Genomic DNA, 12619 nt, shown 5'->3' on the forward strand with positions numbered 1-12619 from the left:
AGAATAGAGAAGGAAGAATAATGATAGTTATCACTGGCGCTAGCAGTGGGTTAGGTGCCGCATTGGCTAAGCAATATGATGAACAAGATGCGCGAATCCACCTAACAGGGAGGAGTGAGCAAAAGTTACTCCATGTCACCAGTCAATTGTCCTCTAACACTACTTACCAAGCATGCGACCTCGCCAACCACAAAGATGTCGAGTCATTGTTTGAGCAACTGGATGAAGTGCCTAACAAAATCATTCATTGTGCTGGTAGTGGCTATTTTGGGTTGCTAGAAGAACAAAACCCTGAGCAGATTGAAGCGCTAATTAAAAATAATCTCAGTTCAGCCATCAATGTTGTGCGTGAGTCAGTAAAACGCTACAAAGCGCAACCCGTTACGTTAGTTATGGTTATGTCTACGGCGGCGCAGCAACCCAAAGCTCAAGAGTCAACCTATTGCGCGGTGAAGTGGGCAGTGAAAGGGCTTATCGAATCCGTCCGTCTGGAGCTAAAAGGTCAGCCAATGAAAATTGTTGCCGTATACCCAGGTGGAATGGCGACTGAATTTTGGATGACCAGTGGCAAGGCGTTAAATACCGATGGTTTTATGTCTGTGCAAGATGCAGCATCAATGATCTACGGTGCGCTCACTGGGCTAGGTAATGGCTATGTGTCGGACATTACAGTAAACCGGGTGTGAGAAGAGTCATCTCAATCTAAACGTCATTCAGTGTCGCTATAAAATAACAAAGCCAGCAATTGCTGGCTTTGTCTATTAACGCTCTAGTGACTTATTGCTCGTAGCTAGCTTCGCGTTGTTCCGCGGCTTTCTTCCACTCTGGGACCACAGTTTTTAAGAAGTTCTCTTTATCAGAGTTCATCTTATCCATATCCATACCCAGTGCTTGTTGTGCAGCGGCTTTAGTCGAGATATCAGGCAGCTCTACAGGATCTGTGATGCCTTTCTTAGCCAATAGGCGAACAATCTTGGTGCGAGCATCTGCCGCGCGGTCTACCGCTGTACCTAATACTTCAAGTGCGACTTCTGGAGCGTGCATATGTACACCGTGTGAGGCGATAGCATAGTCCCAGCGCCATTGAGCGTGGCGGATATCTTGAAGAATATCTTTCATCTCTTCTTCCGTGGCACCGGCTTTCCAAGCTGCGCCCGCTTCGAAGTGAGCAGCAACAATTTGCTTCTCAGCGGTCAGCTTCATGTTGAGCACTTGAGCTTTGCGAGTAGAAACAATGTCACGTAGCTGATCTTTAGACTGCGTATGACAATTTGCACAAGTGTCTTCGAAGCGATCAAATGGGTTACCGACTTTATGATCGGTGTAGACAGTGCCATCTTCTTTGGTCACTTTTGGCATATGACAGTCGACACACGCCACTTTGTTTTTGCCATGAATACCATCACGCCATGTTTCGTAACCTGGGTGTTGCGCTTTTAACATCGGCGCTTTAGAAACCTTGTGCGTCCAATCTTTAAAGCCGAGTGCATCGTAGTACTGTTCCATATCATCGACAGTGGTGCCCATATCCCATGGGAATTTGACTGACTTGTTTGGACCTGTGAAGTAGTACTCTACGTGGCACTGACCACAGACAGAGGCTTGTTGGTCAAGGCGAGATTGTTGTTCAAAAGGTTTGTCTATCGCCTGAAATGCGCGTTCAACATAAGGTTTTGCCAACGCAAGTGCTGGCTCACCATTCTTGAACTCTTCACTACGTGTATCGTGACAGTCTGCACAACCAATAGGGTTGTTAATTTGGTCACCTAAACGAGCCCATTTGCCTTTAAAATAGCCGTCTTCATCGCGTTCATCGATTACGCGACCTACGTCTGGGCTTTTACAGCTCCAACATGCCATTGGCATTGGGCCGGAAGTTTCATCTTGCGGCGCACCAGTACGCAATGTTTGGCGCACATCATCAACGGCGTAAAAGTGGCCACGAGCCTTGTTGTAATCTTTAGCGAAACCATAGCCAGCCCACAAAATCACCATATTTGGATCTTCTGCAAGCGCGTCTTCGATATGTTCGCTTTCTGAGGTGGCTTTCCAAGAATGGTATTGATCAGGGTGCTGTTGCTCATACGCATCGTTGCGAGGATCAATTAAGCCTTTTTCTTCGGATGCAGCAAAGCTTGTGACACTCATGAGTGAAGTGGCCACAATTGCTAATGCTGCAGCGGATTTTGGTATCCAATGCAATTTATTCACAGTGCTATCTCCGTATTCTGTTTTTTATTAGCAGCGTTGTGAACTGGCTATATTCCAAACTAAGAATTGGAGAACTGAAATATATTGTAATAAATAGAAATAAAATAAATAACTTAGTAATAGTACTTAATTGTTCAAGATCAATTTTAGCTAGTGATCCAGTTCAAATTCATCTGCCTATACCCCTTTAGGGTTAGTTGGTGTGTGTCTGTACAAGAAATGAAAACTATTATCATCAATGACTTACAACGTTGCCCTTTATATTGATAGGGTGATTGAGATCGAATTTTGAACAGTTTTGCCTACCCCTTTAGTGTAGGCGTTGTAATATATAATTTATTAGCGTTGTGGCTTTTCCAAAATAAGAATTGATCTCATTTGATGTGCTTTGAGCGCATTGAAGGATTTTAATTTTTAACCGTATTTTTAATTTGTTGATTGTTTTACGAATTAGTACGGAATAAGGAAAGGATAATATGGGCAATATAAAGTTGGCCATAGTCATAATGCTTAAGTCACTTCTAGCATTTTGCCTCTATGGTTATTCTCTTCATGCCGTAGCCGATACTTCAACAGTGCAGTCTGAAGACAAATCCGCACGTCATGAAGTCACGCTTATCCGTGACAAGGATTATAAGTGTATCCAATGTCATAAGGATTCGCAGCAGACCATCCATCAAACGCACACCACTGAGAAATTTGAGCAGATCGGCAAAACGCTGAACTGTACCACCTGTCACGGCAACATCGGGCCTGACCATCGTGAAGGGGCGCCAGTCGTGACTAAGTACGCGCCAGCTCAATCGCAGATGGGAAGCGACAAGGTGCAAATGCCGCATCAGGGAATACTTGATGCAAATAGCCAGTGTACCAACTGTCATACTTCAGAGCGGTTACATAAAGCGAGCTGGACGCATGACGTGCATGCCAAAAATCTTACCTGTTCAAATTGCCACAATGTTCACGCGGAGAAGAAGTCGAAAGTTCTTAGCCTAGAACGTAAGGACAAAATCAAGATGTGCGTGGATTGTCACTCGGATATTACCCAGCTAAAAGAAGAGGAGAAGTAGTATGAGTTGCTCAAGACGAAACTTCTTAACTGGCGCAGGCGCGGTTATCTTCACTACGGGTGTGGCGGGAACCGCTGTTATCAGTAGTCGAAAAACACTCGCTAATGTTGAACAAGATGGCAACAAGCTCTATGGGATGGTTCATGATGAAACCGCCTGTATCGGTTGTACCGCTTGTACGGATGCATGTCGTGATGTGAATAAGGTTCCTGAAGGGGTATCACGCCTCGAAATTATACGCAGCGAACCACAGGGTGAGTTCCCGAATGTTGATTACCGTTTTACCCGCAAATCTTGTCAGCATTGTGAAAATCCTCCTTGCGTCTATGTCTGCCCAACAGGTGCGGCGTACAAAGATGAGAAAACAGGTATTGTTGATGTCCATAAAGAGAAATGCGTTGGCTGTGGCTACTGTTTAGCTGCTTGTCCGTATCAAGTGCGTTTCTTTAACCCTGAAGATCACTCGGCTGATAAATGTAACTTCTGCCGCGATACCAACCTTGCCAATGGCAAATTACCTGCTTGTGTTGAGTCTTGCCCAACTAAGGCACTGATATTTGGTGACCTTAACGATCCAAACAGCGAAATTAACCAAGTGTTAAACAGCGAAGTCGTTTATCGAGACAAGGCACACTTAGGCACTAAGCCTAAATTGTACAAAGTGCCTCATCAGAAAGGGGAGGTTTAATCATGACTGGTTTTGAAAGTGCATTCCACTTTGACTCTCTGGTGTGGGATTGGATTATTGCGGTTTACCTGTTCTTAGCGGGTATGTCTGCAGGGGCGGTAATGATTGCGCTTTATCTAAGGCGCAAAGTGATTGAGGGGGATCCGGCGAACAACGGTATCTTGAAGGCAATGGCATGGTTAGCGCCATTTGGTATCATCTCGGGTCTGACGATCTTGATTTTCCACCTTACCAAGCCTTTAGAGTTCTGGAAGATCATGATTTACTTCAATATGAACTCCGTGATGTCAATGGGGGTTATACTATTCCAGGTCTACATGATCGTCTTGTTTATCTGGATTGGTATTCTATTCCGTCATCAAATCATCGGTTTCGCTGAAGGTAAACTGCCTAGTAAATTGCTCGATTTTGTCGATGGATTCTTAATTAAATCGGGCAAATACAACAATGCAATTGAACTCTTTTTAGGCTTCCTTGCGGTTGTTCTTGCTGCTTATACGGGCTTCCTGCTTTCAGCATTGAAAACATACCCAATGCTGAACAATCCAGTGTTGCCGATTTTGTTCTTGTTCTCCAGTCTTTCATCTGGAGCGGCTGCTTGTTTGATGTTTGGCATCTTAGTGTTCAAAGAGTCTGCGACAAGTCCAAGTGTTTCTTGGGTGCATAGTTTCGAGCGACCAGTGGTGCTGTTTGAACTGTTTGTGTTAGTCACCTTCTTTAGCGGGCTTATCTTCAGTGGTGGTCAGAATGAAGTTGCGGCTTGGAATGCGATCGGTGGTGGCTTCTGGTCGAACTGGTTCTGGTTTGGGGTAGTGTTAGTCGGCATGCTTTTACCTTTGACGCTAAATGCGGTTGCGCCAAAAGAGACGCGTCATAATGGTGGGTATATCTTTATGGTGACCACCTTAAGCTTGGTCGGTGTACTTATGTTACGAACCTTTATCCTCTACGCAGGCCAGATGACGGTAGTGTAAGTATGGTCGGAGAGCTAGGACACTTTGCATTAGTCTGGGTCGCGGTTTCAAGTTCGCTTATCTCGGCGGCTTATGCATGGAATAAATGGCAACAGCGAAGTGCCGCGCTCTCTTTATCATTGTTAGCAAGGCTTAATGGCGTTGTTGCGTCGTTAAGTCTTGTCCTTCTTGGCTACCTATTTGTTACTGATCAGTTCCAGTTTCATTATGTCGCCTCTCACTCGAACACAGCGCTGCCTGATTTCTTCAAAATTGCCGCGGTGTGGGGAGGACATGAAGGGTCGATGCTATTTTGGGTTTTCACTTTAACTATCTGGTCGGCCTGTATCTCTTTTGTTCAACAGACTTGCAAAAAATACCTCGATGATGTGCTGTGGGTGATGCAGTTGTTTATCGCTGCGTTTGCCTGGTTCACCCTGATCGCTTCTAATCCATTCTCTTATGCTGAAGTTTGGTTAGAGCAAGGTCGAGACCTCAATCCAATGCTGCAAGATATCGGATTGATCTTCCATCCACCGCTGCTCTATTTGGGGTATATCGGTTTTTCTACCGTGTTGGCATTTGCCCTCGCTGCCTTAATGCAGGAAAGATTCGTCGATGATTGGGTAAAGCTCGCGACTCCTTGGGCAATATCTGCGTGGGCGTTTTTGACGCTGGGCATTTTGGTGGGTTCATGGTGGGCCTATAATGAACTAGGCTGGGGAGGCTGGTGGTTCTGGGACCCTGTTGAGAATGCGTCACTTTTGCCGTGGTTAACAGGGACTGCATTACTGCACGCTTTACTTGCAGCTAGCCGCTATCAACAGCAGCGAAGAACTGCACTGGTGCTAGCATTAGTGACTTTTAGCCTGAGTATTCTAGGCACTTTTATTGTGCGCTCTGGCGTACTTACATCAGTACACGCTTTTGCGGTGGATCCCGGTAAAGGTATTGCTCTGTTAGTGATTCTCGCCGTGACCTTGATTGGCTCATTTGCCTTGTTGTTTGAGCGAGGCGAGGCAATCAAGAGTCAACATGTTCAATCGCTCTTTGGGCGCAGCTATTTTGCCGTCGCTTCTGTCGGCATGCTAGCGGTGGCGGCGTTTACAGTTTTTCTCGGTACTTTCTACCCTATGGTGTATGAACTTGTCGGGCTAGGCTCGGTATCGGTTGGTGCTCCTTATTTTAATACCTTGTTCTTACCTTTAGTTCTGCTTGCTCTCATTGGTATAGGGTTGGTTCCATTACTCAAGTGGCATAAAGGCAGTCACTATTCCAAACAGCAGATCATCTTGTTATTTATCACCTCCATGCTCGTCGGCATGGTGATGTATTGGTTGCAAGATATGTGGTTCTCGCTAGCTGTCTCTGTGGTCTGGGGGCTAGGGGCTTGGGTGATAATCAGTCACTTGCTATTGGTGGTAAAGCAGCAAAAGCTTACCTTTATGGTGCTTGCTCACATTGGTTTGGCGATAAGCAGTATTGGCGCAGTGATGAATGCAGAACACTCTTTCGAAGTGAACCATAAAATGGCAGCGGGTAGCACTTTAGAATTTGGTGAGTGGCAAGTTGAATACCTTGATACTCATTGGGTTATTGGCGCTAACTATAGCGCTGAACAGGCGGAATTGAAGTTCTCCTCCGAGCAGCGAAGCTTTACCTTGATACCAGAGCGTCGTCATTATCCTGTTCGGGTGATGAATATGAGTGAGCCTGCAATCCGGCCATTTTGGCATGGTGACTACTATGTGACGCTAGGCAGCAAAGTTGATGCCGATTCTTATGCGGTCAAGATCCAATATAAGGCGTATATCAGTTGGATTTGGGGCGGGGTTCTAGTCGCTATGCTCGGTGCTGTGTTACCTTTTCTCTCTCGTCGACGAAAGGAAGTGGCTCATGGCTTTATCAAGCAAGCATAAAATTACTCTCTTTAGCGTGATTTTAATGGGTTTTATTGGCTTTCTTATCGCAGGGCTGAACACCCAGCAGTTTGGTCCAGCCTCCCAGCCCGTGGTTAGGCAGTTTCCGGAACAATCGATAGCGCTGCTTATGAAGCAGGCACAAGCGCAAAGCACACAGCTATTCCGTCATGAATATCAGCTAGTGAATGTATGGGCATCATGGTGTGGCGTATGTCGTAAAGAACATGCTTACCTCAACCAGCTAGCGAAATTCGGCATTCCTATCATTGGATTAAATTACCGTGATCAACGCTCAGGTGCGGTAAATTATCTTGGCCAGCTTGGTAACCCCTATAGTGAAGTTATGTTCGATCCCAAAGGTATTCTCTCTCTTGATCTCGGAGTAGTGGGAACGCCAGAAACTTACCTCGTCGATCAAAGTGGGGCGATTGTTTATAAACACCTCGGTGTTCTGAATCAAAACGTATGGGACAAGCATTTTGCTGACTTCTTTGCTGGTGGGGAGAACTCATGAACTTAAGGCTGGCTGTTGTGCAGTCTCTGCTGTTATTACTTTCGATGTTAACGCCACTAAGTCTTGCGAGTGCAAACCAAGATGTCTTTGCAGCGGCTACGACAGAGCAAAACGTTCAAGTCGAGCTGTTTCAATTCGATTCGCCACATAAACAAAAGGTTGCTATTGAACTGGCAAAATCATTACGTTGCCCCCAGTGTCAGAACCAAAATTTAGTCGAGTCCAACTCGCCGATCGCGAAAGACTTACGCTTGATCGTGTTTAGTAAAATCAATCAAGGCCAAAGCGAGCAGCAGGTGATTGATTTTATGACGGCTAGATATGGTGAATTTGTTCTCTATAAGCCTACCTTTACCGCTAGCAATGCACTACTTTGGTTGGCGCCTATTCTTCTGCTTTTGTTGTTTTTAATTGTGTCCTTTGTACGAATAGAGCAGCGTAAACAACGGTAGTTTTCCCACAATGCTTTTTTAAGTACGAATTATCAGTTTCAAGGCGTAATCAATTTTGTATTGGCGCATAAGTTCCTTTGCTGCTTTATCTCAAAAACATGCACAAATCGAATGTGTTTTCTTCGTTATTTAATCATTTTCAAACACGTAAACTCCTGCCTCTTTGATTGAATTTTTTGTTGGGAGAGTTTTGTGTCGCATCGACCCTTACTATATGTTTTTACACTGTTACTTTTTGTGCCATTGCAAACCAAAGCAAGCTTTGAACCTGGGTTGGTTTTTCCAGAAACCAACCGCTATACATGCAGTTCAGCCGATGTAGTTGGGATTGTTCAGGCTAAAGAAGTATTGGCTCAGCTACTGCCCGACTTGAGCGCAGAATATGATCAAGTATCAGATTACTTATATGTAAATCATAAGAGCGGCTATAAAAGTCACCACTTTCTCTTTACTCTTCATAAAGATAACGTCCCCATTTATGGTCAAGATATTACCTTGTCAATAAATGAACAGTGTCAGCTCTTTCGATATCAATATCACATCAAAGCTCCAAATGAGCTTTCTTTGAGTCCAGATAGCGGCAAAGCGATTCCTGATAAGTTTTCAGCAATTTCAAGTGTTAAAAGTGAGGTAAGCAGTGATACTCAAGGCGTGGGTGTTTTACTTCACTGGCGCCGTAAGTACCTTCACTTGATAGATAAAGATGGCCAAAAGTTAGACTTTAGCCCTGTCAATGACAGTATTACTGCGTCGCCCATTTATTTGTTGAGCAATAATGCTCTTAGTTTGGCTTACCACGTAAATGTGCCGCTTGTAAATCCAGAAGGTAACTTAGAGTTATTAGTCGAGAGCGTGGGAGGCAACATAAAAGGGTTTTATTATAAAAACCAACTTGCCGACTCAACTGAACTTACCAATGCTTTCGATTTCAACTGGTCAAGCTACGGTAGCCTTTATGAAACAACCAAAGGGGAGAGGTTTTGGCAATACAAGTTGGGTAGCGAGCAAAAGTCACTGCCACTTGAGTCTCTAACTAAACCAGAGTCTAAATATGTTCAATTTTATTCGAACAGTGATTTCGATTGGTCTCAGCATCAATTAAATATGGACTATGCGACTTTCTGGACAAATGCTAGCGAAAAGAGTAGGTATCAAGTTCCGGCCATTTTGACCAATATGCAAGCAATTCATGATGGTTTCAGTTATGCCGCTGAGACATTGTCGTATGAATTTGTTGGCAAAAGAAAAGTGGCCATTGTTCTAAATGACTCATGGGGTAAATCAGACATGTATTTGCCTGATTTCGATCTTGTACTTGTTGGGGACGACCGTTGCAAAGGCTCTACAATTGATCCCGCTGTAACCTATCACGAGCAAGGGCACGCGTTATTCGCGCGACTAAAGCTTCAAGGGATGCCTACCCTAGATTCTAAAGTTACGACGACCAATGGTGGAATCAATGAGGCGTTTGCTGACTATTGGGCGAGTACTCTACTAAGCAGAGGCAGTCAGTGGGATGGTACCTTGGCAAAACTTCGAGAGCACTTATGTGGTGATGGAATTAGAAACATCAATGAGCAAGAGCAAGACTATTTTGAGGGTTACGAATCTAAACTGACCCGAGCTCATGCGAAAGTTGAGGGGGATTATGGCGTTATCCACCCGGAAACGTTACTTGCTGCTCCATTGCATCGCGCGCGTCAAGATATAGGTCAAAATAGCTTTATCAACAGCGATCAAGAGTTGATAAATCGCTATGGGCCAAATCCAGCAAAAGCGCTAGCTGATCAAATCATCCTTGAAGCTTTTCTAGGGTTATCAATGTATCAGCAGTATCAGGAAACCGCTTATGCAATTTATCAATCAGCCAAGCGACTTGATCCGAAAAACATAGCTGCTCCAATCTTTAGAAAGCATTTCACTAACGTCAATCTAATGCCCCGTGATGTTGAACCTACAGATCGAACTGCATTCGCCTCTCCTCAAAGTCGACAAGCTCAAATAGCGCTTTCAAGCCGAAGAGAAAGTCAGTCGGGTTCGGATGTGACGCTCTCTTTTGGCGATTTATCAAAAGTTACTCTGAAGTTAGCAGCAGGTAGTAAACAGGAAGAGTGGCTTGATGCCCCATCTGTGCAATGTTTCGCTTTTCAACAGTCAAACTTACAATTAAATCACACCCTTAAAGATAACGGGGTACTGCAAAACCGTGAGTACAATATGGCTCTGGTTGGTGGCAACAAAGTCACGCAAATGCAAGCAACACATGTTGCCAGTGAAAAGTGGATGTTTAACTTGGCAAATGATGTGCTAAACGATTCCAATAAAAAGGTGTTACTAAGAGTTAACGGGAATCATGGCGCATTGCTTGAACTTAACAAAGAGGGAAGTAGCAGCCCGATTCGATTTGAGCAAAGCTTTACACATTTAGGTCGCTATTGGTACATGTTAAACGATACTGCGTCTCTAACTAAAGGCGATTGGGGGTTTAACTCAGCGGCGGCCAAACAAGCAGACTTATTTATTGTTGACTGCATACCTGAGTTTACAGTTGTTTTGAGTGGAGATCGCAAAGAAAATAGTCAGCTAAACGCCTACGCGCGTAGTGATTCAACGCCTTTAAACAGTGTCGAGTGGCGAATAAAAGAGTTTAGCGATTCGGCGATGAGTGGACAGAACTTTAGCTATACGCTGCCAAACTTAAAGAAACCCCAAAGCATTACACTAGAAGCGACGGTTAACTTATCTGGGGCTTCTCGTACAGTACAGACAATTGCTGATATAGCGGCTGTAAATGAGCTTTCTAGTTTTAGTTTTCAAGTGCCGACACAGGTAGATGAAAACAGTAGTGTGAAGTTTGCAATTAAGGACTTAACAGACCCAGAAGGAACTGATGCACTTAAAGTTGAATGGTTCGTTAATGATGCTCCAGTTGGCGAAGGGACAACAGTTGACTGGGTGGCACCTGAAGTGGAAAGCGACACCAACTTCCGAATCTCGGTTAAAGTTGTTGACCTAGAGGATATGGGTAGTGTCACGGAGAAGCGAACTACGACGCTTGTTAAGCATATCAATAAAGCACCAGTTGTATCTCTATCTGGTAAAGCTGTAAAACAGGGTGAGACGTTGTCCATGACCCCTACAGTGAGTGATGCAGATAACGATACGACAGATTTAACATTTAGTTGGAAAGTGTCTTTAGCTGACGGGGATAGAACATATCAAGGTCGAACCTTGACGTTACCTATTGATGATGATTATCCGAATGATTCTATTTCGGTAGAAGTTGTAGTCAGCGATAATGTTGACCAAACCAAAGCCTCTGCAACTGTACAAGTCATTAAAGTAAATAAAGCGCCTGTTGTTACACTAAGTGGCAAAACAAGTGGGGAGGCGGATAGCTGGGTTAAAGTTGATTCGCAAATTACAGATGAGTCTCCATCTGATGTAGAGCTTGTCTGGGCGGTAACACCCGGAATCACTTGGGAAAAAATAGGCAACGGCTCCATTAAGGTTCTTATGCCTAAAAAGTCGTCTTCAGGTCTGATTCAAGTGAGCGTAACTGCTAACGATGGTGAGCTTTCAGGTTCAGCGTCTCATTCAATACGTTGGCTAGCTTACCAAAACTCAGCGCCTGTCGTTAATATCGAAGGCATCCAGCGAGCTCAATTTGGCAGCAAAGTTGAGCTACAGGCGGTCGGTATCGATAGTGATCAGTGGCCTAAAGCTTTGAGCTATAAATGGACGCAAGTCGATAACACTATTCCAGTTGCTTACAAGGTGATTGGAAGCCGATTAGTATTTGATGTTACTGAAGATCTGGCTAACGCTCGTTTGTCGTTTATGGTTACAGCTTCTGATGGAGAAAAAACAGCAAGCAGCAGGCATACTGTTGATATCGGGGCATTACCTCTACCACAAATAGTTACGGCACCTTTGGAACAAACTTATAGCGAATCAGAGCTTGTTAATATTGATGCCAGTGCTTCTAGACCTTCACGCGGCAAGCCGTTAAGTTACCAATGGAAACAAGTATCGGATGTTGAACTTGGTGATTTTGATAAAAATAACAGCCAGCTTCGTTTTACGGTTCCTGAATTATCAGAAGATAAAACAATTGAGTTTGAATTGGTTGTAACAGAAGACGGTCAACAAAGCTCAAAACGCTTGGTGTTGGAATTGAAAAATAGAGGGCCAAAGCCTCGCCCAATTCAAAAACCAATTGCAGTAGAAGTGATAAAAAATGATAAACAAAAGTCTGTGATTGAAATTGATGCAACGGCGGTTGTGGAACTCGATGAAAATGTTGAGTACCAATACTATTGGCGCAAAGTAAAAGGTCCTGAAGTCAATTGGATTGATAGAGAGTCTAAGCGTCTAAAAGTTCGACTAGCGAGTGATACTGTACAGCAAATGAGTCGCAACTTGTCTCAGAACAACAAGGCAGATTTGGTGCAAATGCTAGGCTTCGAATTAGATTTGACGACTCCGACACAAGGCAAAAGAACTTATGGTTTGGAAGTTGAAGTCAAACAGGCTGAAACGTCGGGAGAAGTCGTGAATCCGCCGACGTCACCGTCACCGTCGCCTTCTCCAACTGGTGGCGGAGGTGGTGGTGGCTCCTTAGGTTGGGTTTCACTGACTGCGCTACTTCTTCTTAGGAGACGACGTTAGATATGACAAAGGCACGTAGCAGTTACGTGCCTTTTTACTTGTGCCAACAAACTAGAGCGCCGCTGAAGCCTGCTACATTGTATGAGAGCCTGCGTCTATCACTCTAATATGCAATATCTGATAGAAAAAAATACCAAT

Annotated in this window: 9 protein-coding genes; 8 read left to right on the top strand and 1 reads right to left on the bottom strand. The window is 44.3% G+C overall.

All coding sequences use genetic code 11. The annotated features are described in order from the left end of the window. Positions 1 to 20: 20 nt before the first annotated feature. Positions 21 to 686, top strand: a complete 666-nt coding sequence (locus IX91_RS04225; protein ID WP_004744437.1) for an SDR family NAD(P)-dependent oxidoreductase — start codon at positions 21 to 23, stop codon at positions 684 to 686. Between the two features lie 91 nt (positions 687 to 777). On the opposite strand, the gene nrfA is transcribed toward IX91_RS04225, so the two are convergent. Further along, a complete protein-coding gene (gene nrfA, locus IX91_RS04230) occupies positions 778 to 2211 on the bottom strand; it encodes an ammonia-forming nitrite reductase cytochrome c552 subunit (protein WP_004744438.1) in 1434 nt (477 codons plus the stop codon). 476 nt (positions 2212 to 2687) lie between these two features. Between nrfA and nrfB the strand changes: the two genes are divergently transcribed. The 7 genes from nrfB to IX91_RS04265 all read left to right on the top strand — a co-directional run bounded on the left by nrfB (position 2688) and on the right by IX91_RS04265 (position 12481). Beyond that, entirely contained in the window at positions 2688 to 3281 is a 594-nt protein-coding gene (gene nrfB / locus IX91_RS04235) for a cytochrome c nitrite reductase pentaheme subunit (protein ID WP_004744439.1), read from the top strand. Position 3282: 1 nt separating this feature from the next. Beyond that, on the top strand, positions 3283 to 3969 hold the full coding sequence (nrfC, locus tag IX91_RS04240; RefSeq protein ID WP_004744440.1) for a cytochrome c nitrite reductase Fe-S protein: 687 nt from the start codon (positions 3283 to 3285) through the stop codon (positions 3967 to 3969). A 2-nt stretch (positions 3970 to 3971) separates the two neighbouring features. Next, entirely contained in the window at positions 3972 to 4943 is a 972-nt protein-coding gene (gene nrfD, locus IX91_RS04245) for a cytochrome c nitrite reductase subunit NrfD (RefSeq protein WP_004744441.1), read from the top strand. 2 nt (positions 4944 to 4945) lie between these two features. Beyond that, positions 4946 to 6841 (top strand): heme lyase CcmF/NrfE family subunit, encoded by a 1896-nt coding sequence (locus IX91_RS04250; RefSeq protein ID WP_004744442.1) that lies wholly within the window; start codon positions 4946 to 4948, stop codon positions 6839 to 6841. Then, positions 6819 to 7358, top strand: coding sequence for a DsbE family thiol:disulfide interchange protein (locus tag IX91_RS04255; protein ID WP_004744443.1), 540 nt, complete (start codon positions 6819 to 6821; stop codon positions 7356 to 7358). The genes IX91_RS04250 and IX91_RS04255 overlap by 23 nt, the downstream gene beginning before the upstream one ends. After that, the gene (gene nrfF, locus IX91_RS04260) at positions 7355 to 7810 is read left to right on the top strand and encodes a heme lyase NrfEFG subunit NrfF (RefSeq protein ID WP_004744444.1); all 456 of its coding nucleotides are present in this window, start codon (positions 7355 to 7357) and stop codon (positions 7808 to 7810) included. The genes IX91_RS04255 and nrfF overlap by 4 nt, the downstream gene beginning before the upstream one ends. A gap of 192 nt (positions 7811 to 8002) precedes the next feature. Then, the gene (locus tag IX91_RS04265; RefSeq protein WP_004744445.1) at positions 8003 to 12481 is read left to right on the top strand and encodes a hypothetical protein; all 4479 of its coding nucleotides are present in this window, start codon (positions 8003 to 8005) and stop codon (positions 12479 to 12481) included. The last annotated feature ends 138 nt before the right edge of the window (positions 12482 to 12619 follow it).

The sequence above is a fragment of the Vibrio tubiashii ATCC 19109 genome (assembly GCF_000772105.1).
In the GTDB taxonomy this organism is placed as follows: Bacteria; Pseudomonadota; Gammaproteobacteria; order Enterobacterales; family Vibrionaceae; genus Vibrio; species Vibrio tubiashii.

Bases quoted from the DNA above. Each gene is read 5' to 3' on its own strand.
- nrfF (WP_004744444.1), top strand. From the start codon at position 7,355: ATGAACTTAAGGCTGGCTGTTGTGCAGTCTCTGCTGTTATTACTTTCG.
- IX91_RS04250 (WP_004744442.1), top strand. From the start codon at position 4,946: ATGGTCGGAGAGCTAGGACACTTTGCATTAGTCTGGGTCGCGGTTTCA.
- nrfD (WP_004744441.1), top strand. From the start codon at position 3,972: ATGACTGGTTTTGAAAGTGCATTCCACTTTGACTCTCTGGTGTGGGAT.
- IX91_RS04225 (WP_004744437.1), top strand. From the start codon at position 21: ATGATAGTTATCACTGGCGCTAGCAGTGGGTTAGGTGCCGCATTGGCT.
- IX91_RS04255 (WP_004744443.1), top strand. From the start codon at position 6,819: ATGGCTTTATCAAGCAAGCATAAAATTACTCTCTTTAGCGTGATTTTA.
- nrfC (WP_004744440.1), top strand. From the start codon at position 3,283: ATGAGTTGCTCAAGACGAAACTTCTTAACTGGCGCAGGCGCGGTTATC.
- nrfB (WP_004744439.1), top strand. From the start codon at position 2,688: ATGGGCAATATAAAGTTGGCCATAGTCATAATGCTTAAGTCACTTCTA.